This window comes from Kosakonia quasisacchari, from assembly GCF_004331415.1.
GTDB classification, from domain to species: Bacteria; Pseudomonadota; Gammaproteobacteria; order Enterobacterales; family Enterobacteriaceae; genus Kosakonia; species Kosakonia quasisacchari.
In genome coordinates this window covers 13,008-33,958 of record NZ_SJOP01000013.1, presented here as the reverse complement: position 1 = coordinate 33,958, position 20,951 = coordinate 13,008, and the positions used below count along the sequence as shown (strand labels likewise).

Here is a 20,951-nt window from a genome sequence, read left to right as displayed (position 1 = left end):
TAACAAGCGAACATGTCGCTGTTATTACAATCGAATTAAAAATAAAAAAGCCACTACAATGTATTCAGTCTGGCGTTAATTCTGCCGCCGACATCGCTGCCAAAACTGTAATATTTTTCTTTCATAATATCGCCTTCACGTACCATCATAAAAACCCGGCGCGATAAATTATTATCTTTGATGTTAATATATTTAATACTATTGTGATCGTTGCCGAGCGTTGAAAGCTTCGGAAAAAACGAGACATTATCCGAGTGTTTTACCATATATCTGATAGTTTCCAGGTCGTTTGAAATACTCCGCGCATGGTTGAGTATCTCTTCACTGCCAGGTTCAAGATTAAGATGTTCCGGCATCGATTTGGTCATAATGAGCTTATGCTTTTTCAACTCGCTGAGATCAATAGCTTTTTGTTTAGACAACGGATGACTGTTGTTTACACCCAATACAAATTGCTCTTCATAGAGCTGGGCTTCAAGGAAGTTAGCGTTATCAATAGGGCCAATCAGTAACCCCAACTGTAATTGCCCTTTTCCTAACATACTCAGCAAATTATCTTCACTGACTTCATGTAGCTTGATCTCATTATCCGGGAATTTTTCTTTGAAGGCGCTAAACAGGTCTTCATATATATAGGATCCAAGCGTCGGTATCACACCAATGTTAATAACGCCAACCGGTTGAAAGCGTAGACGCTGCGCCAGTTCGTGAAGGTTATGCACCTCACGAAGAATATTTTCAATCAGCGGTAACAGATGCAAACCGATAGGCGACAAGCTGAAAACTTTGCCTTTACGGTGCAGCAACGGAATGCCTAATTCCTCTTCCAGTTTTTTGATTTGGATGCTCAGGGTGGGTTGAGAAACATCGCACTCCTCTGCCGCCTTCTGAAAATTCATATGTTTTATCAACGCGACGAAGTATTCCAAATCTTGCGTTCTCATAAAATCAGCTCTCCCGTGTGCAGACAAAAAAACACAAAACATCACATAAGCCTTTTATATTCAGCCAGGCTAGCAAACACTACCGCGACTGATGCGTGATTTTTCGTGCTAAATTTAATTTAAGTACCATTCCCGGCGTAACTATTCAGTTATTAGTTATATAAGAACACAATAATCTTGCTTATCAAGAATCGAAAATCTGGCGCAAAACTTTAATTGTTAATTCATATCATCAATCGTCTAATAGAATACACCGATGCAATAATGTAAGAATTTGCTTTTAGTACTCACATTATGTACAACATTTAACCTTTTCAAAAAATAACATTGGAAATAGCAACATGTTTAAATATCAGCCTAACAGCATCCTTGCGTCAGGAAAAGCAAATTTACTTGGGTTGAGGTTATAAAAAATAATCTTTTTAGATAAAAAATTAAATCATACTTAATTATAGTTTAGCAACACTAAAATAAGCTTATGCGGTTATTCTTACTTATCATTCACCTATCCTGAATTATGATCGGAAGCACCTATAAGTATTATTAAAATAGAATACATCAGTGGCAATTAAAATATATTTACAACCGCTATTAGCTATAAAATCATGGTATTAAACAGCTTCATTTATAAAAATAAACTATTAGCCATTTAAATTTAAAGTTTTATTCCGTACGGACGATATCATTTTCGCCAAGCAATATTGGGCAATACTCATAGATTAATTCTATATTCCTGGAGAAATGAAATGGCTGTTATTAATACCAACACCTTGTCTTTAATGACCCAAAATAACCTGAGCAAATCTCAGTCTTCATTAGGCACCTCTATTGAACGTCTGTCATCCGGTCTGCGTATTAATAGCGCAAAAGATGATGCCGCTGGTCAGGCAATTGCTAACCGTTTCACATCCAATATTAATGGTCTCTCCGTTGCAGTACGTAACGCGAATGACGGTATCTCGCTGGCGCAAACCACCGAAGGCGCACTGAGCGAAGTGAACAATAACCTGCAGCGTATCCGTGACCTGACTGTGCAGGCGCAGAATGGCTCCAACTCCGCATCCGATGTCGACTCCATTCAGGCGGAAGTTAACCAGCGTATGGAAGAGATCAATCGTATTACCACCCAGACCGATTTTAACGGCCTGAAAGTGCTGAATACCGGTTCGGGCGACAGCCAATATAATTTCCAGGTTGGCGCGAAAGATGGCGAAACTATCAGCATTACCGTGAGCAGCAGCGATGCGTTCAACCTCTACAACACCACCGGTGCAACGGCCGCTACCACAGGCCAGATCGTTAACGGCAGCGCACGTTCCACTGACGCACATGGCTTTGATGTGCTGCAGGGCGTGGTGAGCTCCGGCGGCACAACGGATGGTAATCCACTGGCCGATCTGGATAAAGCCATCAAAGCCGTGGATACTGAACGCAGCCTGCTCGGTGCTTCCCAGAACCGTTTTGAATCAACCATTTCCAACCTTAACAATACGACGAACAACCTGTCGGCAGCGCGCAGCCGTATTCAGGATTCTGACTATGCAACCGAAGTCTCTAACATGTCCCGTTCGCAGATCCTGCAGCAAGCTGGCAGCTCCGTACTGGCGCAGGCTAACCAGGTTCCGCAAACCATGCTGTCCCTGTTGCGTTAAGTTGTGTGAAATCCGCTTACCTCCTTCAGAGCGGATTTTAAAGATGTCATTCCTTTGACTAACACCCGCTTTGTCATGAGGGCGGGCTTCATTGAGCATAACGAGTTTATTGTTCTTTTTTATCCCGCATATGTTGATGGCATTGCGGGATTTTTTTATTTAAAGGAATGAGATTTTTACGAGAAATAAACAGCCAAAAAAAGTGAATGCAAGAGTATTGCATTCACCAAAAGAAAAATTAGAGGATATCAATAAGCACTACAACGAGGGTGAAGCACGCACAAAATACATTACAGGCCAAGGCTATTAAGCAACTCGTCAATATCCTCTTGCCCGGCCAGTTGCGAAGCAGAATCAGCGCTGGCTTTATTGATGGCCGCGCGCCCTTCTCGCGGTACGTTATCTAACAGCACATTCAGGAACTCTTTCTCAATATTTTCCAGCAATGCCATCATGCGCAAAATGATCCGCGCCGTGGTATCCGGGAAATCCTGCGCCAGCATAATTTCCCGCAGGTAGGATTTTGTGACTTCGGTGCAATAGGGAACCGAGTCCAGCCAGACGCGCGTGGCGCGGGCAAGCGCCATTGTCTCGTCGATACTTGCGGCTTCATTATGCTGCTGCCATTGCGAAAGCAACTGGTTCGCTTGCTGGCTCAGTTGCTCCTGAAAAGGTTGTGTCAGTTCGATATAGTTGAGCGTCTTGCCGGATGCCTGGGCCGTCAGATCGACCACGTACTGCAACCGACTGCGCGCATCCGGAATAGAGTTAGCCAGTTCAACAATGGTGATATCGTGGCCTAACTCACGCAGGCTGCTTCTTAACATGCGGGTGACGTTGCCAATGCGGGAAATCAATTCATAAATATCCGTCGACGCACCCGAAATACCTTGATGATGCATTATCACTTCTCCTTTAATGCATACGCTAAGATATTCAGTTATCGGCAATCGATGCTGACACTTAAATAAAAGACGCCACATAGCCAGCCGCTATTAACATAAAAAAAGAGGCATGAGTTTATTTAAAAATAACCAACAGGAAATACTTATATAAAAACAAAATATAGTTTTCACCTGTTAACAGAAAAAAGGAAAGTATCGACGAATAATACGCAGAATGAAGAAAGGGGGGAATATCCCCTTTCTACTTCAGGAGGTTGGGCTGACTTTCCACAACTCACCGTCAGATTCATCAGTCAGCACATATAAATAGCCGTCCGGCCCAATGCGCACATCGCGTATGCGCTGCCCGCGATCGCCCAGAATACGGCCATCTTCCGTCACCTTGTCGCCCTGTACGGTCATGACGATGACATCTTTATCTTTCAGCGCGCCAATAAACAATTTGTTTTTCCATTGCGGAAACACATCAGCATGGTAGAAAGCCATGCCACTGATCGCCGGGGATTTTTTCCAGTAGAAGATTGGCTGTTCGGTTCCCGCGACAATCCCGCCTTTCGCTTCCGGGATCTTCAGCCCGCTGTAGTTGATGCCCCAGGTGGCAATCGGCCAGCCGTAATTTTTACCCTTTTGCGGAATATTGATCTCATCACCACCACGCGGACCATGCTCGTTGAGCCACAACGCGTTACTCCACGGGTTCATCGCCATCCCCTGCGGATTGCGAATACCGTAAGACCAGATTTCCGCTCGCGCGCCCGCTTTGCCAGCAAACGGGTTATCCTCTGGCACTTTGCCTTGATCGGTCAGCCGCACCAGTTTGCCCTGTAATTTATCCAGATCCTGCGCCGTCGAACGCTGGTTATTCTCGCCCAGCGCAATCCATAAATTGCCTTTACCATCAAACACCAGCCGGCCACCAAAATGGTTACCGGTGGAGAGTTTCGGCTGCTGGCGGAACACCACCTGGAAATCGTCGAGGCGTTTAAAATCCTCGCTAAGGCGACCATACCCCACCGCTGTTCCGGCTTTATCATCCTGACCCGCTTCGGCGTAGCTCAGCCACACCCGGCGCGACTGAGCAAAATCCGGGGCCAGCGCCACATCCAGCAAGCCCCCCTGGCCATGCGCCCAGACTTTGGGAACCCCCGTAATCGGATCGGAAATCCCCTTCCCTTGCTGCCATAAACGCAGTTGCCCGCCGCGCAGGGTAATTAACATGCCGTGATTATCAGGCAGGAAAGCCAGCGCCCAGGGATGATCAAGTTTGGTTTGTAACACGTCAACTTTCACCGCAGCAGGCGCGGCGAACACAGAGGTGGAGAGAAAGAGAAAAAGCAGCGGGATCTGGCGCATACGGCGCTCCTTTATGCGGTTTTTTATTCTGATAAAGGGTAGACCGCACAGCGCGGGCAAAAGCGACTTTTACATTACCTATACACAACCACATTCGCATCGCGGTTGTTGCAGAAAAGCCGCTGGGGATTCAGGTACAGCAGTGTGGAGGGCGTATACGCAGAAAGGGGGAGCTTCCTCCCCCTGGTATCAGGCTTCTTCGAGCGGTGAATGTTCGTTCAAATACTGAATGCAGTAATTAAGCACATTCAGAGAACGTTCCAGCTTGTCGACATTCACCGAAATGTAGGTGGGACAATCCTGTCGCCCGCTCATCAGACAAACAGCTGCTGAGGAGAGCGCTTCCTCGGCACGGTATATCGCACTGCGTGAGTCGCGATCCGGCATTTCGTTTAACCGTTCGCCTTTATCGCGGATCTCCAGCGCCAGGGCAAAGAAGCGTTCACGCAGACGATCATTTTCGCTGACCGACATGTACCCTTTCGCTTTTCGCATCTGGATATAGGCCGCAAGGTCACTTCGGGCAGCAATCAACTTCGTCAGCAGACGACGCGCAAGTTCATCAACGGTCATACATCTTCCCCCCTTGTCAGCCAGTGTAGGATCATAGTATGGTCGCTTTTTGAACAAAAGCATGCGTCCGGTCAATATTTAATTTTATCTACCGGACCTTTACATTTCACTTAAAGTGAGCCACGCACGCCAACCACCGTAATCTGTGATATCCCGCGCACCCAGCAACCCATAATTCTCACAAATGAATCCCGTCAGCCAGCGACCGTCCTCCAGCTCAACCTTACCCAATCCGAGCGGAGCCGGAATACCGGCAAGAAAAGATCCCACTTCACTGTGTGGCAGTTCCCACACTTCCACGGCGATCGCCGCGCCTTGCGCGGTATCCCGCACCATGCCTGGTCGTTTGCCGTCCGCTAATGCATACAAACGGTAGTGAGGAGCACTGCGGGTTGCGCCGCGCAGCGTGGCCCCGCGCTGACGAAGCTGGAAATTGAGTGCCAGCCCATCCAGATGTGCGCCGCACACAACAATCGACATGCGGTCATTTGTCGCCACGCGGCCAGGCGCGACACGGCGCATTTCTCTGCCACCCGGCAACGCCAGTGGCTGGCTACGCTGTAACGCATCAGCAAGGCTTAATAAGTATTGATCGGTGAACAGGCGGCCAAACAGTGTCACGCCAGAAGGTAAACCATTCGCCATTGTGCCTGTGGGCACCGCGACCGCAGCGTAATCCAGCAGGTTCATAAAGTTGGTATAGAACCCCAGATCCGAATTGCGCTTGACCGGTTCCTCAGCCAGTTCAGCCAGCGTCACTGGGCGCGGATAGGTTGGCGTCAGCACGCACTCCAGCTCCGCCAGAATCGCATCGCACCGCGCTTTGTAGCGCTGCAACTGGTACTGCGCCGCAAACGCGACGACTGCGCTCATGGCTGGCGCATTGCCGAGCACGTCGCGGATCACTGGCAACACCGCCTCCGGCTGCTGCTCCATCAATGCTCCCGCCACATGATAACGCTCCGCCACCCACGGGCCTTCATACAGCAGTTTTGCCGCCGCGAGGAACGGTGAAAAGTCGATAGTGACCGGCACACCACCCAACGCTATCAAGCGGTTTTGGGCCTCGTGAAACAGCGACTCACTCTGCGCACCCCCCAAGAACTCCAGCCTGTCCGGCACACCGAAGCGAAAACCGGGTTCTGGCACGCCAAATGCCTGCGCACTGTTCCATGCCGGGTTAGCCCGGCTGTATTCGTCCCGCGCGTCTTTAACCGCCGTTAACGCCAGCAACTGGCTGGCTTCCGCCGCCGTCGCGGTGAAAAATGTCACGCAGTCCAGCGTGCGGCAGGCCGGCACCACACCGGCCGTAGAGATGAGCCTTTTGCTCGCTTTAAGCCCAACCAGGTTATTTAACGCTGCCGGAACGCGCCCGCTTCCAGCGGTATCCGTACCCAACGCAAAACTGGCGATCCCCAGCGCCACCGCCAGCGCAGACCCGGCGCTGGAGCCCCCCGCCGGGTAATCGGCCAGCACGCTGTTGCGACACGCGCCATAGGGCGAGCGCGTGCCATTTAAACCGGTGGCGAACTGATCGAGATTCGTTTTCCCCAGCGGCACCGCGCCCAGTGCAATCAGTTGCGCGACAATAGTCGCATCTTCGCTCGCGGTGTAGGCAAATGCCGGGCAGGCTGCGGTGGTGGCGATCCCCGCCAGGTCAATATTGTCTTTGATGGCAAACGGCACGCCATACAGCGGTAAGCTCTCTGGCGGTACGTCGTCGAGCGCCGCCAGATACGGCTCCAGCTCCGCGTCGCTGAGAAGATAAATAAAGGCGTTGAACTCAGGGTTAAGCGCTATCGCCCGCTCACGCAGTTGCGCGATGACAGTGCGCGGCGTAAAACGCCCGTCGCGGTATGCCTGCGCCAGTGCGTCGAGGCGTAAATCAACAGGATGTGTCATAACGTTTTCTCCAGCACCACCACACACTGACCCGCGCGCACCTGGCTACCTGGCTGCACGCGCACCTGGCTCACCACACCGTTGTGGGTGGCGAGTAATGGGATTTCCATCTTCATCGATTCCAGCACCACCAGCACGTCGCCTTCTCGTACGGATTTACCGATTTCCACATTCACCTGCCACAGATTACCGGAAACCGGGCTATCCACCCCCAGTTGCCCGGCGCTTAGCGGTGCGTCATCTTCCGCTTCCAGCAACACATCGCTGCTATCGAAATGTGCCTGCCCGCTGGCAATCCAGCGCTGGCGCTCGGCGTCGAACGCGCCTTGTTGCTGGCGACGGAACGCGTCAATGCCCGGGGCTTCATCGGCAAGGAACTGTTGATACTGCGCCAGTTGCAGCGTGGTAGGCTCAATGCGCAGCGGATAACGCCCCAACGGAAAGTCGCGGCGGATGGTCAGCAACTCATCAGCAGAAACCGGATAGAAACGGATCTGGTCGAAGAAGCGCAGCAACCAGGGCTTGCCGCCGAACTCCTCGACCGTATGATAGCGATTCCACATTTGCAGCGTGCGGCCCACAAACTGGTAACCGCCCGGCCCTTCCATGCCATATACGCAGAGATACGCGCCGCCGATACCAACCGAGTTTTCCGCCGTCCAGGTGCGCGCCGGGTTGTATTTGGTGGTCACCAGCCGGTGGCGAGGATCGAGCGGCGTGGCGACGGGTGCCCCGAGATAAACATCACCCAGCCCCATCACCAGGTAGCTGGCGTCGAACACCGTTTTGTACACCTCATCGAGGTTCGCCAGATCATTAATACGGCGGATAAACTCCAGGTTACTCGGACACCACGGCGCGTCGCGGCGCACGGTGGTCATGTATTTATCGATAGCTTTCTGGCACGCCGGGTCGTCCCACGACAGCGGCAGCCAGACAATGCGTGACGGCACATCCAGATCTTCTCGCTCACAGACGCCCTGCCACAACCCGGCAACCACTTCCAGCAATTGCGTAAGGCTCAGCGTTTCCGGCCGATAGTGAATTTGCAGCGAGCGAATGCCTGGCGTCAGGTCGATAACGCCCGCCAGCGCACGGGATTCCAGCGCCTGCATTAAGGCGTGCGCGCGAAAACGCAGCACCAGATCCAGCTCCGCCTCACCAATCTCCAGCAGCAGGTGTGTGTCGCCAGAAAGGCGCGCCACCAACCGTTTGTCCGCCTCGCCGCGCACCAACACAATCGGGGAAGCCAGTTCAGCCGCTTGCCACGCAGCCTGCTGTGGTTGCAGGTGGCTGATGAGTGTTTCCTGCGCTTGCGCCAGTTGGCGCGCAGTGGCGATATCCACCGGGATAAAACGCACTTTATCGCCCGCTTTCAGTTGCCCGATGGCGTGCAAATCGGCTTCGATCACCGTCACCGGGCAGACAAAACCGCCGAGGCTTGGGCCATCCGGGCCGAGGATCACCGGCATATCGCCGGTAAAATCCACCGCGCCAATGGCGTACGGATTGTCATGAATGTTCGACGGATGCAGACCCGCCTCGCCGCCGCTGTCACGTACCCACTCCGGTTTCGGGCCAATCAATCGCACACCGGTGCGGCTGGAGTTGAAATGCACTTCCCAGTCGGTGGCAAAAAAGGTCGTCATATACGCCGGTGTGAAATACTCCGGCGCGCCGTGCGGGCCATAAATCACCCGCAGTTCGCGCACGCTTGCCAGCGTAGTGTGCAAGGCTGGCGGCAGCGCAGAATCTGCGACTGACGACGTTAACGGTGGCAGATGCAGCACGTCACCGGTACGCAGCGCTCGCCCGGCGTGGCCACCGAACTGGCCGAGGGTAAAGGTACTTTTGCTGCCGAGATAATCGGGCACGCTAAAACCACCGCGCAGGCACACATAGCTGCGTACGCCATCGCCGCGTATTTCCCCGATGCTAAGCGTCATCCCGGCACGCACACGCAAGACGTGGTTGTTGGGTTGCGGTTCGCCATCAAGCGCGACGGCGATCTCCGCACCGGTGACCACCAGTTGCGCGTCGCAGTTGAATTTCAGCATCGGCCCGCTCAGCGTGATCTCAAGCGCGGCCGTCTGTTCATCATTGCCGAGCAGGCGGTTGCCGAGGCGCAATGCCAGGCTGTCCATCGGCCCGGAGGGCGGCACACCGACCGCCCAGTACCCCACGCGGCCCGGATAATCCTGCACGGTGGTTTGTGTTCCGGCGCTGAGCACTTCCAGTGTGCTGGCCTGGTAAGTTAGCCCTTCGAGGCAGCGCGTCCAGGGTTTACCGCTGGCGAACGGCGCGAAGGTTAAAATTTGCTGTAAATAACTGTGGTTGGTTTCTACGCCGTACAGCCGCGTTTCGCCGAGCGCGCTATGCAGTGCATCGATAGCCTTTGTTCGCGTAGGCTGCCAGGCGATGATTTTCGCCAGCATCGGGTCAAAAAAAGGCGGCACTTCACAACCGGATTCCACCCAACGGTCGATACGCAATGCCTTGCGATCATCCACCGGAAAAAACACGTCGGTGAGTAGCCCAGGTGAAGGCTGAAACTGACGGCCAGGATCTTCGGCGTACACGCGCGCCTGAATCGCGTGCCCGTTCGGGGAAAGGCTTTCCCGCAGCGTGGCAAGCGACGGCAATTCTCCGGCAGCGAGCGCAATCATCCAGCGCACCAGATCAACACCCCACACCTGCTCGGTGACGCCATGCTCCACCTGCAAGCGGGTGTTCACTTCAAGGAAGTAAAAGCGCTGCGCGTCGCTGTCGTAAACAAACTCAACCGTGCCTGCGCTACGGTAATTGACCGCTTTCCCCAGCGTGATTGCCGCCGCGCACAGCGCTGCTTCCATCCCGGCGGGTAAATTGGGCGCGGGCGTCTCCTCCAGCACTTTCTGGTTGCGGCGCTGCACGGAACAGTCGCGCACACCGAGGGCAATCACCTCGCCGTTGCCATCGCCAAATAACTGCACTTCAAGGTGACGCGCGCGTTCGATGTACTTCTCGATAAACACGCCCGCATCGCTAAAGTTGTTTTTCCCCAACCGCACCACGGCGTCGAAGGCGTCATTAAGCTCGTCAGCGTGATAACAGACGCGCATACCGATACCGCCGCCGCCCGCCGTACTTTTCAGCATCACCGGGTAACCCACAGTTTGAGCGGCGCGTAATGCTTCACCCACGTCCGCCAGCAGTTCGGTGCCTTCCAGCATCGGCACGCCGTGTTTTTTTGCCAGCGCACGCGCGGTATGTTTCAGGCCGAAGAGGCGCAGTTGCTCCGGCGTCGGGCCAACAAAAGCAATTCCCGCCGCTTCACAGGCTTCGGCGAACGCCGCATTTTCCGAGAGAAAACCGTAGCCGGGGTGAATCGCCTGCGCGCCACTCTCTTTAGCAGCCGTAATAATTTTCTCACTCACCAGATAGGTATTCGCCGCCGGACCGTCGCCAAGGCTGATGGCTTCGTCGGCTTCGCGGATATGCAGGCTACTGATATCCGCTTCAGAGTAGACCGCCACGCCGCCCACGTTCATGGCGCGCAGGGTGCGCAGAATACGGCAGGCAATCGCCCCGCGGTTTGCGATCAGGAGTTTCGTCAACATAGGTCAGACTCAATCGTGGCGGGTCGTCCCGCCGAAAATCGGCTCACCGCATGGTCGTCCATGGGGAAAATACATTTACGCCACGATGCGCCCGGCGCGAACGGCAAACAGGTGGTAAATCACCTGACGCAGGCGCTGCCAGCGGGTCGGTTTCAGTTCCATATCAGCACCTCAGCGGGGGTTGGGTTCCAGCCATTACACGGGTTATTGAGCTGCGGGCAGTTGGAGATAAGCACAATGACATTGCACTCGGCGCGCAATTCAACATATTTGCCCGGCGCGGAGATGCCATCTTCAAAGGTCAGCCCGCCCTGTTCAGTGACCGGCACGTTCATAAAGAAGTTGATGTTCGCGCCAATATCGCGCTTTTGCAGGCGACCGTCATGCAAGCAGGCGCAGAGGAAATTGTCGCGGCAACTGTGCATATGGCGCTTGTCGAGCGCGTAGCGCACGGTGTTGCTCTCCTGCGCGCAGGCACCGCCGAGTGTGTCGTGGCGACCGCAGGTGTCGGCAACAATTGTCAGTAACGGGTTGCCAAGGTTGGAATAAAGTACGCTGCCGGTGGTGAGATACGCATTGTTCTGGCGGCGCAGTGTGCGCTGAGCATCGTAGCGTTCACGCGGGTTATCGGCGTTATAGAACAGCGTATCGACAGCCTGGTTACCTTCAAGATCGCGCAAGCGCAGGGTCTGGCCTTTTTTCACCTCAAACAGATACGGTTCGCCCGCCGGGATCACATGGCGGAACGTGGCCTGCTCAGCAGATTTTTCACAGGACTCAGTCATATTGCGCCTCCTTACAGGGCGAAAAGTTCGGTATTGGTGAAGGCGCGTTCGTTTTCCGGGCGCGTCAGCAAGGCGTTTACTGCCGCCTGGTCGTCCTCCGCCTGTCGCCAGCTAAGCGCAACCGGGCGCGGCGCATAGGCGCGGGAGGGGTCCATCGGGTGTTGCAGCGCGGTCAGCACGATCAGCACATCCATTGGCGCGTAGAGATCGACATAGCTGCCCGGTTGCGAATGGTCGGGATGGAAGTGGAACTGGCCTTGTTCATCGACCGTCACCTTGCTGAAAAAGTTAACTACCATCAGCAGGTCTTCAAGATTGAGATCCCACTTGCCCATCTCCACCAGCAAGTTATCCGTGCCGTTGCGGTAAAAGCCGTTGCGCAGCTCTTGATAGCGCCCCTGACCATATTTTTCCGCCACTTCAGCGGCATTCAGCACGCCGCCAAACGGGTCATGCCAGCCGCAGGTATCGTTAATCATGCCCGCCAGCACGCGGCCCATATCGGAATAAAAGCAGTGCCCGGCAGTCAGCCGCGCGGTGTGCTGGCCTTTTAAGGTGTCCGGCAGGTTCAGACGCTCACTTTTCTCGTGCGCGTTGAACATCATCAGGCTGATGTTCGCGCCGCCTTGCGTGTCGGTCATGCGCAGGATCTGCCCGCGTTTGAGGATAAAAGAGAGATGCCCGCCGCCCGGCAGCATCTCCTCGCGAAATGGGGTTAAGGTTGTCACAGGATTAACTCCTTAATGCGTAAACGTTATCGGGCTCAGAACCGCTCAACGCGGAGAGCCGCGTCTCATTAAGCGGAATGTCATAGGTGATGCGCGCGCCATAGGCATTGGGGGCGTGCGGGTCGATGCGCACCTTGTCGAACACCAGCAAGCGGGTGCCGAGATTGAACCCTTCGGAAAGATCGTGAGTGACCATAAAGACCGTCATGCGGGTTTCACTCCACAGCTGTAACAGCAGCGCATGCATCTCTTTGCGAATACCGGGGTCGAGCGCGCCAAACGGCTCATCCAGCAGCAACACGCGCGGTTGCATAATGAATGCCTGAGCGATAGCTAAGCGTTGCTGCATACCGCCCGAGAGCTGCGCCGGATATTTATCCAGCGCGTGACCAAGGCCGACTTTTTCCAGCATCTGTTTTGCCTGTTCGCGTACCGCCCGTTTTTTCGCGCCAAATAGCCGCCCGAAAAGGGGTGATCGCGGTAACTCAAGGCCAATGGCGACATTATCCAGCACGCTAAGATGCGGAAATACGGAGTAGCGCTGGAATACCACGCCACGGCTGCTGTCCGGTTCAGCGCTGAGCGGTTTACCGTCTAACGTGATGGAACCACGGCTGGGCGCTTCCTGACCAAGCAGCAGGCGCAGAAAGGTCGATTTACCGCAACCGGACGCGCCCACCATCGAGCAGAACTCGCCCTCTTTGACCTGTAAATTCAGGCGCTCCAACACCACGTGATCGCCATACTCCTGCCAGATGTTGTTGATGGTGATAAAGCTCATGCCTTCCCTCCTTCCGCCCAGGGAAAACAGGCTTTATGTAACTGGCGCAGCGCCAGATCCATCAACCACGCCAGCAGCGTCACCCACAGTACGTACGGGATAATGACGTCCATCGCCATGTAGCGGCGCACCAGGAAAATGCGGTAGCCCAGCCCGGCAGTAGAAGAGATGGCTTCAGCAGAAATCAGGAATAACCATGCCGATCCCAGCAACAGGCGCAGCGAGGTCAGCAGGCGCGAAAGCAACTGCGGCAACACGACCCGCAGCACCAGCGTCCAGCTGTTTGCTCCCAGCGTCTGCGCTTTGATGAGGATTTCCGACGGAATTTCACAAGCACGATGTTCGAGATCACGCGCCAGCATCGGCGTGATGCCGATAACTATCAGCATCACTTTTGACACCTCATCCAGCCCGAAAACGATAAACAGCACCGGTAAAATCGCCAGCGGCGGGATCATCGACAACACCGTCATCAACGGCGACAGCGAAGCGCGCCACAGCGGGAATACGCCGGATGTGACGCCAATGCACAAGCCCAGCAGCGAGGCAATCGCCAGCCCCGTCAGCAAGCGAGCAAGGCTCACCAGCGTATCCACCCAGAACAAGTATTCGCCGCTGCGTTTATCCGGGGTAAGCGCCATCCGTGAAAAGGCGTCCAGCATCTGCTGCAAGCCGGGTAACAGCTTGTCCTGCGGGTTGGCCTCCAGCCGCACTGCTGAGCCCAGAAAGTAGGCAGCCAGCAGCAAAACAAAAGGCAGCAGCACGAGCATCATCCGCATGCCGGGCGTGGGATGGCGGTTAATTTGTCGCATGGCGGGCTCCGTCAGTGATCACAGCGCGCCGGCGGCGGCCATTTTCACGAAGCTGTCGTCAAAGCGCAGTTTCACATTGTTGGCATCCCCCTGGCTGATATTGCCGGGGAACGTCATACCAATGAAATCCGCACTCTGCGCGCCATCGCCGAGCAGCCCTTTTGCGAAGGAGAACGACGCAACGCGCTGCATGGTTTTCGCCAGTTCGCCCGAGGTAACAAACGCAATGTTGTCCGCCGGGGTATAGAACAGATGCGTGGTTTTCAACTGCGCCTGATAACCGGCAAGGTCAGTGCCGGAAGCGGCGGCCATGGCATTCAGAACGGTGGTGTCCTGCGCTTTCATTAACCCCATCATTTCATACCACGCACCAGTCAATGCTTTGCCAAGCGCCGGGTTGTCTTTCAGGGTTTGGCTGTTAACCACCATCATGTCGATAAGCTCGCCCGGCACCTGCGAAGAACTGAAGACTTCAGTGGTTTTTGGCGTGCTTTTAATGACGGAAAGCTGCGGATTCCAGGCCACAGCGGCCTGCACGTTTGGCGTGGCGAACGCCGACACGATATCGGCATCCGAGGTGTTTACCACGGTCACGTCTTTTTCCGATAACCCCGCTTTTTCCAGTCCGCGCACCAGCAGATAGTGAGAAACAGACAGTTCCGGCAGGTAAACTTTCATCCCTTTCAAATCTTTAAGGGTTTTGCCTTCACCTTTCATCACCACGCCGTCGTTACCTTCGGAGTAGCTGCCGAGGATCAACGCCGTGGTATCGACGCCGCCCGCCGCCGGAATGGTCAGCGCATCCATGTTGGTCATGGTGCAGCCATCAAACTGGCCAGCGGTGTACTGGTTAATGGATTCGATATAGTCGTTGAGTTGAACGACATTGATTTTGATGCCGTATTTGCTGGCCCATTTATCAATGATCTTGCTACTGCTGATGGTGCCCCACGGCATCCATCCGGCGTAGATCGTCCAGCAGACGTTGAACTCTTTTTTTACGGCGGCAAAAGTGGGGAGGCTGACCAGCATCACCAGCGACAGCACAAGGGAGCGGAGTAACGGCGTTTTTTTCATTCTTGACCTCTGATTGGCACAAAATTAGGGGGCAGCGCGACACCCATTGGTGCTGCTGTCTCCCGGGTTTTTGTCCCGCCGTGTAACCTCGCAGAGGTCGCCAGCTCTTGGACCAGACATTCACATAAGTGAACCGGAACCCTAGCCAGCTATTTTTCAAATTGTGTGTTGCACTGCGATTCCCCTTCTGCAAGGCCTGTGCCAAATTGTTTTTTAATTGTAATCAGCGAGTTAACAAAACGCGCCACGGCGAACTCCCTGTTTTGGTGAGCCACTGCAACGCGCTGCACCAGGCTGGTGCTCTCAGGCCAGTGGTCAGAAAGCATTTGTCTGGTGTATTGTTTTTAAACGATTAATCACAAACATGGACACCTGCAATATGCTTAAGATTCTTGGCAAAACGACGTCGATCAATGTGCGAAAAGTGCTCTGGACCTGCGAAGAAGCCGGGCTGGATTATGTGCAGGAGGATTACGGCAGCGGTTTTGCCTCCACGGAAACGGACGAATTCCGCGCCATGAACCCCAACGCGATGGTGCCGGTACTGATAGACGACGGTTTTGTACTGTGGGAGTCCAACTCGATTTGCCGTTATTTGGTGCGTAAAGCCGGGCGTGAGGATTTGCTCCCCAATGAGCCACAAGCCTGTGCCAACGTTGAGCACTGGATGGACTGGCAAGCCACCGAGTTCAACAACGCCTGGCGCTATGTTTTCCCTGCGCTGGCGCGCAAAAACCCGGCCTTTAACGACCCGAAAGCCATCGAAGCAGGCATCAAAGAGTGGAATCACTGCATCGGCATTCTGGAACAGCAGTTGCAGCGCACCGGGGCATTCGCTGCGGGCGACACCTTTACGCTGGCGGATGTGGTGCTGGGGCTGTCGGTCAACCGCTGGAAGATGACGCCGTTTGAACACCCGCACGTACCCGCTATCGATGCGTGGTTTGCGCGATTAAACCAGCGTCCGGCGTTTTTGCGCCACGGCAATAATGGCATGGTGTAAAGCGGTGCTATCTCCGGCGAGCGTCACCCACGATTACACGTCAGCGTATCCCGACCCGATTGCGGTGAGCAAAGGCGAGCGCGTACTGATAAGCCATTGCGATTTGCAGTGGCGCGGTTGGGTGTGGGTGACGTTAGCGTCGGGGAAAAGCGGTTGGGCGCCACAGCAGCTTTTCTCGGCGCTCAGCAGCCATGAAGGGCTTTGCCGGGAAGATTACTGCGCGCATGAGTTGACAGTGCGCACCGGAGAAACGCTTACGATCCTCAACGCTCTCAATGGTTGGTACTACGCGCAGAAAGCGGATGGGGAAAGGGGTTGGCTGCCGCAGGAGTGCGCAACCCTGCTATAAGCGAGCAATCAGCGCCCGATTTTAGCCCGCAGCACCTTGACGCCGCGGGCTAAAAGCCAGGCGATAACCAGCACAATTACCACCAGCATAATGGTGCTCGGCGGATCCATGCCCCATTCATAGGTATCGGTAATAAGTTGGTGCCGCCAGAGCAGATCAAACAGCCAGTTCGATGACCATTGCCAGAACCAGTTAATCGGCTTGATGACAGCGCAAATGAAAAAGGCGAGCACCACATACAATAGCCCCGCCAGCACCTTTATGATTGCCGCCCGCATCGTTTTTCCCTTTCCGGTGTTGATAAACCGGACGTTTTACCAGCGCGTGGGGCGCATTTCAATGAATACGCGTTCTGGCCATTTTTCGCCGCAATCATGCTGGCGAACTACTTTTCAGGCCGTTCGGCCTGTTTGTAAATATCCGGTCGGGCAATCGTCCACGTATAATCGGGCCGATTGATAGGCACATAACCGGCTTGCGCGTACAGCCAGGGGGCGGTGGAGGTAAAAAGGACAATCCGGCGCAATTTTTCAAAAAGCGGATGCGCATGGCAGCAGGCGATGAGCCATTTCCCCAGTTTTTGCCCCTGATACGTTTCCAGCACATAGACATCGCACAAGTAGGCAAAAGTGGCGTAATCGGTCACAAATCGGGCAAACCCTATTTGTGCATCTTGGTGAAAAAGACCGAAATTAAGGCTATTTTGCACGGAGATCGCCACCGTTTCTCGGTCAATGCCCGCCGCCCATGTGGAGCGCGTCAGGTAACGGTGAATCGCTGCAATATCCTGCTTTTCGGCGTCGGTTGTTATCAGATAATCCTCTTTGCGCCATTCCTGAACCTCGAAACCTGCCATAACGCCTGCCCTTTATCACGTGGGGAAAACGTTCAAATTAGCACGAATTTTGCGCACCAGTGAGCACGAGAAAAGACGAAAACCTGGGGCTTTTTTACCGGGTAAGCGAAGCGCATAGTAATGATTTACTCGCGAAGGGGTAAACGAACGTTGCCCGGTGCCGATAATACAACTACCCCCAAGCGCTTCATTTACAAGGAAGATGCCATGAAAACCTATGTGTTCTACTCCAGTGACATTGCCGTGAATGTCTATGAGAAAAAAGCCTTGTCGGCCGAGGAAGTGCGCCAGCTTAAAGCTGAAGGCTTTCGCAAAATGCCGTTTGAAACCAAAGCGGAAGACGAAGCGCAGGCAATCGATATCATGCTGGCGCATTTCAAAGAAAATACTGAAGCCCTTGAAGAGTTCACCAAAGACTGGTGCATCCCCGCCACCATTTTCTGCGCAATTTCTGCGTTGAGCTGAGTAGCAGAAAGCCGCATGTGCGGCCTCTTTTACTGTGCTTCGGCAAGTGTCTCGCCGGAAACGTGCAACAGCGCCGTATGCATCGACGCGGTAAACATCGCGCCATGCGTCAGGCCGGGATAAAGCCGATACGTTACCGGTATTCCCGCACTGCGCAGGTGTGAAGCCGTCTGGCTTGCCACATTTAACACGTCCGACGTGGCGTTTTCGTCACGGGATTTTCTGTCACCATCGCCTTCCATAAACCACACAGATTTCTGGCTGCCCTGCGCTTTGTTGGTATGTTCAAGAGCGTTGAGCAGCGTGGTGTTATTACGATCCAGCGAAGGAACGGCTGAGTAGAATGTGTGAAAGAAGTCGGACGATAAAAAGCTCTCCAGCACAAATAATCCGCCGTAAGAGTGCCCCCACAGCGCCCGTTTTTGTGGGTCAATATTGAGATTTTTTTCAGCCTGCGGCGCAATGGTGTGCTCCAGCAACGCGCGGAAAACAGCACTACCGCCACCGGCCCTGCCGCGCAAATTCTGCGGGCTACTTTGCGTTGCAGGCGTGTAATCATACGCTCGGGCGGTTAGGTCAAACGGCAGATCGGTCTGATAGCCAATCGCCACCAGCACGGGCGGATCGCGCTGCGACAGTTTTTGCAACAGATCATCAGATAACCGGTCCATCACCGCGTTGCCGTCCAGCAGATAGAGCACCGGGTAGCCGCTAGCGGGCGGTTTTTTATTCGGGATGGCGGTCCAGACTTTGTAGTGGCGTTTGCCATCTGCGGAATCAAAGGTACTGACGGTGAAATGGTAAAACGCGGAGCCTTTGTCGGCGATATTCGGCCCTAAAGGTGCCATGTCCGGGCGGGCATAACTGTTTGCCGTGCAGAGCAGCAGCAAAAAAGCCGCCAGGCGGCGAATCACAGCGATATGGGTAACACAAGAGTTAACTAAACCGCCTGCATTAAACGAGTTTAACTGCATGAATATATAGTTATTTTCAACTGAACGCGTGAACATTATCCTTCCCTGGCGCAGAAACAAACAGCAGTAAAGTTAATGCGAATCATTATTGATTGCAACCAAAATGGCCTTTACTGCAGCTTCGCCTGATAACGGCAACTGGCTTCTTACCCGGAAACAAAAATCATACTTTCGTATGAGAAAACTTTGCGCCGCTGCGTCTAATAATTCAGCAATACCCCTACATTCTGGACCGTTACCATGCGAGCGATTCTCCCGCTTCTGTTGCTCATTTTATGTAGCATAATCAATCGTGTGGATGCTCGAGAAACCAGCACCCTCAGCAATGATAGGTTAGATATTGAGTCACACCAGACGGATGATTTACTCAAAAAACATCCGTTTGAAACGAGAATAAAATCAGCTGAATATGAATCAACTATCTTCAATCTGGCCATCCGCAACATGCAGCAGGAAGGTATTAACCAATACCCTACGCGTAATGAAGATAATAAAAACGTAATGGAGAAATTGAATTTACCGCCAGGCAGCATTGCTGAAAATACGCCAGTCTGTAATTCAGCTACGGTTGAATATTATCGTGGCTATGGCGATAAAAAATCGGCGCAATCTGTCATTAACCGTTGTCAAAAAAAGCTGGAAAAGAATAATTTCGGGACATTCACGTCTGCGGATAAATTTATTCCCTCAATCGTTTACTTACGGTCGCCATTAGAAGTGTGCACAGGTTTTTTAATTAATAACACCACCGTGGTAACAGCAGCGCATTGTAATGTCGACACGGCTTATTTTAGCAACGGCGAATCGAGAAAAGTCAGCAAACAAAATGGCAAAGTGTGTTTTCAAACTGAGGGCAGTTATTGCGACTATGCTGCATTAACCATTGATAAAATTAACATTGCATTACCCCCTATTCAGTGGCAACAAGCTGATGTCAATGACGATTTATGGATCCCAGGCGTTGCTATTTCCTCCCTTGAAACTATCCCAAAAAGTTATCCAACTTCTATTATGGCGGCAACCGATAACCAACAAAATAAAAGCTGCAAAGTGGTTTATATCAACAATAACTGTCTTATTCATCTGTGTACGGTGCTGCAGGGCTTTTCCGGTGCGCCAATCGTTAATATGACTAAAAGCAAAAAAGAAAATAGCGTTGTAATAAGTGGTATACATATATCATCGGAACAAACTCTCAGTAAAAAGATGTGCCAATTAGACACCGAAAAATTACTGGCTAATTACGGTGTACCGAAATCAAAACTGCCTTTTTAAGAGGTAACCATATGCCCGGGAAAAGAACACTTCTGTTTATCAGTGCACTCCTGACAGGGTGTGCAGGTGAGCATGCAAACAACGTCAGTTATAACCCACAGACAATAAAAGAGGGCGGAATTGAAGAAATGCGTGCGTTTATATCCGCAGAACCCTGCCCTGCTGCAACAAATGAGGACAGAGGCTCCAATGAAGCCGCCGCGCTATTATTAGCGGTGGCAACACCGATCCTCAGTGAAACCCTTAAATATGGATTTGCGCTAATATCAAAAGTTGGCAGCAATATGGCGAAGCCCTATCCGTTAAATGCCTATATTTATCCGAATGAAACCACGCTAATTTCCAACGCGCAATGTTTAACGCTGGTTTATGGTGAGTTTGGCGGCACGGGGAAAAATAATCTGGCGACCCCCGGATTACCCTATCAATATTACAATAACAAACTTCTGGCCGGGCAATTAACCAGCGATCTCGGTTTTGCCATGCAAATTAAAATACAGCGTAGCGAAGAGCGATTATCGTTTGTTCCGTATTCTCTTTTTTACCCCAAACAACTGCGGCCATACGGCATTAATAATCACCATGGGTTAACCGTGGCGATAGATTTTGGCGGTAATGATGCCACGATCGAGTTTGATAAATTATATGTCGGGCGTTATTACAATCAAAAAGCAGTAATTACGCACGGCAAGACCATTGAGCTGGCAAAAGTGACGCCGTATACCCTGAAAATTACGGTAACGGAAGGGCCAGACAATGAAACGCTCGCCGGACTGTTGCAGGCGGTGTCATCAAGTGATGTCGTTGCGGCGCAGCAGCAGATCCTTAAAACCTATATTGATAAAAAGATCGCCGAAAAAACGGGAAAATAAAGGCCACGCATAGCGATTAAAAGCCAGCCTTCTCTGAACATAAAAG

The 20,951-nt window shown here is 53.0% G+C and carries 20 protein-coding genes and 1 riboswitch; of the genes, 6 read left to right on the top strand and 14 right to left on the bottom strand.

Features of this window, described 5'->3' with window-relative positions:
* Positions 1-53 precede the first annotated feature (53 nt).
* Positions 54-944 carry a LysR substrate-binding domain-containing protein gene (locus tag E0L21_RS14995; RefSeq protein ID WP_131410837.1) on the bottom strand — a complete coding sequence of 297 codons (891 nt, stop codon included), beginning with the start codon at positions 942-944 and terminating at the stop codon, positions 54-56.
* A gap of 746 nt (positions 945-1,690) precedes the next feature.
* Here E0L21_RS14995 and E0L21_RS14990 point away from each other — a divergent pair.
* Positions 1,691-2,596: a flagellin N-terminal helical domain-containing protein gene (locus E0L21_RS14990; RefSeq protein ID WP_017456069.1), complete on the top strand. Its 906-nt coding sequence runs from the start codon at positions 1,691-1,693 to the stop codon at positions 2,594-2,596.
* Between the two features lie 290 nt (positions 2,597-2,886).
* Here E0L21_RS14990 and E0L21_RS14985 read toward each other — a convergent pair whose 3' ends face one another.
* The 10 genes from E0L21_RS14985 to E0L21_RS14940 all read right to left on the bottom strand — a co-directional run bounded on the left by E0L21_RS14985 (position 2,887) and on the right by E0L21_RS14940 (position 15,111).
* Complete coding sequence (locus tag E0L21_RS14985; RefSeq protein WP_131410835.1) at positions 2,887-3,498, bottom strand: protein phosphatase CheZ; 612 nt, start codon at positions 3,496-3,498, stop codon at positions 2,887-2,889.
* Positions 3,499-3,747: 249 nt separating this feature from the next.
* Complete coding sequence (locus tag E0L21_RS14980; RefSeq protein ID WP_131410833.1) at positions 3,748-4,854, bottom strand: PQQ-dependent sugar dehydrogenase; 1,107 nt, start codon at positions 4,852-4,854, stop codon at positions 3,748-3,750.
* A gap of 189 nt (positions 4,855-5,043) precedes the next feature.
* Entirely contained in the window at positions 5,044-5,427 is a 384-nt protein-coding gene (locus E0L21_RS14975; protein ID WP_017456065.1) for a biofilm formation regulator BssR, read from the bottom strand.
* Between the two features lie 99 nt (positions 5,428-5,526).
* On the bottom strand, positions 5,527-7,329 hold the full coding sequence (gene atzF, locus E0L21_RS14970; protein ID WP_131410831.1) for an allophanate hydrolase: 1,803 nt from the start codon (positions 7,327-7,329) through the stop codon (positions 5,527-5,529).
* A complete protein-coding gene (gene uca, locus E0L21_RS14965) occupies positions 7,326-10,928 on the bottom strand; it encodes an urea carboxylase (RefSeq protein WP_131410828.1) in 3,603 nt (1,200 codons plus the stop codon). The genes atzF and uca overlap by 4 nt, the downstream gene beginning before the upstream one ends.
* Before the next feature lie 152 nt (positions 10,929-11,080).
* Positions 11,081-11,713 carry an urea amidolyase associated protein UAAP2 gene (locus E0L21_RS14960; protein ID WP_131410826.1) on the bottom strand — a complete coding sequence of 211 codons (633 nt, stop codon included), beginning with the start codon at positions 11,711-11,713 and terminating at the stop codon, positions 11,081-11,083.
* A gap of 11 nt (positions 11,714-11,724) precedes the next feature.
* Positions 11,725-12,411 carry an urea amidolyase associated protein UAAP1 gene (locus E0L21_RS14955; RefSeq protein ID WP_131411063.1) on the bottom strand — a complete coding sequence of 229 codons (687 nt, stop codon included), beginning with the start codon at positions 12,409-12,411 and terminating at the stop codon, positions 11,725-11,727.
* Positions 12,412-12,445: 34 nt separating this feature from the next.
* Positions 12,446-13,222 (bottom strand): ABC transporter ATP-binding protein, encoded by a 777-nt coding sequence (locus E0L21_RS14950; protein WP_131410824.1) that lies wholly within the window; start codon positions 13,220-13,222, stop codon positions 12,446-12,448.
* Entirely contained in the window at positions 13,219-14,034 is an 816-nt protein-coding gene (locus E0L21_RS14945; RefSeq protein WP_131410822.1) for an ABC transporter permease, read from the bottom strand. Before E0L21_RS14945 ends, E0L21_RS14950 begins: the two co-directional genes overlap by 4 nt.
* An 18-nt stretch (positions 14,035-14,052) precedes the next feature.
* Positions 14,053-15,111 (bottom strand): putative urea ABC transporter substrate-binding protein, encoded by a 1,059-nt coding sequence (locus E0L21_RS14940; RefSeq protein WP_131410820.1) that lies wholly within the window; start codon positions 15,109-15,111, stop codon positions 14,053-14,055.
* Between the two features lie 57 nt (positions 15,112-15,168).
* Positions 15,169-15,267, bottom strand: a riboswitch (guanidine-I (ykkC/yxkD leader).
* Positions 15,268-15,490: 223 nt separating this feature from the next.
* Between E0L21_RS14940 and E0L21_RS14935 the strand changes: the two genes are divergently transcribed.
* The gene (locus E0L21_RS14935) at positions 15,491-16,114 is read left to right on the top strand and encodes a glutathione S-transferase family protein (RefSeq protein ID WP_131410818.1); all 624 of its coding nucleotides are present in this window, start codon (positions 15,491-15,493) and stop codon (positions 16,112-16,114) included.
* Complete coding sequence (locus E0L21_RS14930) at positions 16,101-16,463, top strand: SH3 domain-containing protein (protein ID WP_131410816.1); 363 nt, start codon at positions 16,101-16,103, stop codon at positions 16,461-16,463. Before E0L21_RS14935 ends, E0L21_RS14930 begins: the two co-directional genes overlap by 14 nt.
* An 8-nt stretch (positions 16,464-16,471) precedes the next feature.
* Here the strand turns inward: E0L21_RS14930 and E0L21_RS14925 are convergent, their stop codons facing one another.
* Both E0L21_RS14925 and E0L21_RS14920 read right to left on the bottom strand, forming a co-directional pair.
* Positions 16,472-16,741 (bottom strand): hypothetical protein, encoded by a 270-nt coding sequence (locus E0L21_RS14925; protein WP_131410814.1) that lies wholly within the window; start codon positions 16,739-16,741, stop codon positions 16,472-16,474.
* 107 nt (positions 16,742-16,848) lie between these two features.
* Positions 16,849-17,319, bottom strand: coding sequence for a GNAT family N-acetyltransferase (locus E0L21_RS14920; protein ID WP_131410812.1), 471 nt, complete (start codon positions 17,317-17,319; stop codon positions 16,849-16,851).
* A gap of 207 nt (positions 17,320-17,526) precedes the next feature.
* On the opposite strand from E0L21_RS14920, the gene E0L21_RS14915 reads away from it, so the two are divergent.
* Positions 17,527-17,784, top strand: coding sequence for a hypothetical protein (locus tag E0L21_RS14915; RefSeq protein WP_131410810.1), 258 nt, complete (start codon positions 17,527-17,529; stop codon positions 17,782-17,784).
* 29 nt (positions 17,785-17,813) lie between these two features.
* Here E0L21_RS14915 and E0L21_RS14910 read toward each other — a convergent pair whose 3' ends face one another.
* The gene (locus E0L21_RS14910) at positions 17,814-18,794 is read right to left on the bottom strand and encodes an alpha/beta hydrolase (RefSeq protein ID WP_131410808.1); all 981 of its coding nucleotides are present in this window, start codon (positions 18,792-18,794) and stop codon (positions 17,814-17,816) included.
* Between the two features lie 204 nt (positions 18,795-18,998).
* Here E0L21_RS14910 and E0L21_RS14905 point away from each other — a divergent pair, with 204 nt between their 5' ends.
* Together E0L21_RS14905 and E0L21_RS14900 are read left to right on the top strand one after the other, a co-directional pair.
* On the top strand, positions 18,999-20,033 hold the full coding sequence (locus E0L21_RS14905) for a trypsin-like serine peptidase (protein WP_131410806.1): 1,035 nt from the start codon (positions 18,999-19,001) through the stop codon (positions 20,031-20,033).
* A 128-nt stretch (positions 20,034-20,161) separates the two neighbouring features.
* Positions 20,162-20,905: a hypothetical protein gene (locus tag E0L21_RS14900; protein WP_131410804.1), complete on the top strand. Its 744-nt coding sequence runs from the start codon at positions 20,162-20,164 to the stop codon at positions 20,903-20,905.
* Positions 20,906-20,951: the final 46 nt, after the last annotated feature.

What these genes read in the sequence shown, in the direction of transcription:
- E0L21_RS14935 (WP_131410818.1), top strand. Translation starts at nt 15,491, where the DNA reads ATGCTTAAGATTCTTGGCAAAACGACGTCGATCAATGTGCGAAAAGTG.
- E0L21_RS14985 (WP_131410835.1), bottom strand. Translation starts at nt 3,498, where the DNA reads ATGCATCATCAAGGTATTTCGGGTGCGTCGACGGATATTTATGAATTG.
- E0L21_RS14940 (WP_131410820.1), bottom strand. Translation starts at nt 15,111, where the DNA reads ATGAAAAAAACGCCGTTACTCCGCTCCCTTGTGCTGTCGCTGGTGATG.
- E0L21_RS14925 (WP_131410814.1), bottom strand. Translation starts at nt 16,741, where the DNA reads ATGCGGGCGGCAATCATAAAGGTGCTGGCGGGGCTATTGTATGTGGTG.
- uca (WP_131410828.1), bottom strand. Translation starts at nt 10,928, where the DNA reads ATGTTGACGAAACTCCTGATCGCAAACCGCGGGGCGATTGCCTGCCGT.
- atzF (WP_131410831.1), bottom strand. Translation starts at nt 7,329, where the DNA reads ATGACACATCCTGTTGATTTACGCCTCGACGCACTGGCGCAGGCATAC.
- E0L21_RS14980 (WP_131410833.1), bottom strand. Translation starts at nt 4,854, where the DNA reads ATGCGCCAGATCCCGCTGCTTTTTCTCTTTCTCTCCACCTCTGTGTTC.
- E0L21_RS14900 (WP_131410804.1), top strand. Translation starts at nt 20,162, where the DNA reads ATGCGTGCGTTTATATCCGCAGAACCCTGCCCTGCTGCAACAAATGAG.
- E0L21_RS14930 (WP_131410816.1), top strand. Translation starts at nt 16,101, where the DNA reads ATGGCATGGTGTAAAGCGGTGCTATCTCCGGCGAGCGTCACCCACGAT.
- E0L21_RS14950 (WP_131410824.1), bottom strand. Translation starts at nt 13,222, where the DNA reads ATGAGCTTTATCACCATCAACAACATCTGGCAGGAGTATGGCGATCAC.
- E0L21_RS14955 (WP_131411063.1), bottom strand. Translation starts at nt 12,411, where the DNA reads ATGCTGCCGGGCGGCGGGCATCTCTCTTTTATCCTCAAACGCGGGCAG.
- E0L21_RS14915 (WP_131410810.1), top strand. Translation starts at nt 17,527, where the DNA reads ATGAAAACCTATGTGTTCTACTCCAGTGACATTGCCGTGAATGTCTAT.
- E0L21_RS14910 (WP_131410808.1), bottom strand. Translation starts at nt 18,794, where the DNA reads ATGTTCACGCGTTCAGTTGAAAATAACTATATATTCATGCAGTTAAAC.
- E0L21_RS14995 (WP_131410837.1), bottom strand. Translation starts at nt 944, where the DNA reads ATGAGAACGCAAGATTTGGAATACTTCGTCGCGTTGATAAAACATATG.
- E0L21_RS14945 (WP_131410822.1), bottom strand. Translation starts at nt 14,034, where the DNA reads ATGCGACAAATTAACCGCCATCCCACGCCCGGCATGCGGATGATGCTC.
- E0L21_RS14975 (WP_017456065.1), bottom strand. Translation starts at nt 5,427, where the DNA reads ATGACCGTTGATGAACTTGCGCGTCGTCTGCTGACGAAGTTGATTGCT.
- E0L21_RS14990 (WP_017456069.1), top strand. Translation starts at nt 1,691, where the DNA reads ATGGCTGTTATTAATACCAACACCTTGTCTTTAATGACCCAAAATAAC.
- E0L21_RS14920 (WP_131410812.1), bottom strand. Translation starts at nt 17,319, where the DNA reads ATGGCAGGTTTCGAGGTTCAGGAATGGCGCAAAGAGGATTATCTGATA.
- E0L21_RS14905 (WP_131410806.1), top strand. Translation starts at nt 18,999, where the DNA reads ATGCGAGCGATTCTCCCGCTTCTGTTGCTCATTTTATGTAGCATAATC.
- E0L21_RS14960 (WP_131410826.1), bottom strand. Translation starts at nt 11,713, where the DNA reads ATGACTGAGTCCTGTGAAAAATCTGCTGAGCAGGCCACGTTCCGCCAT.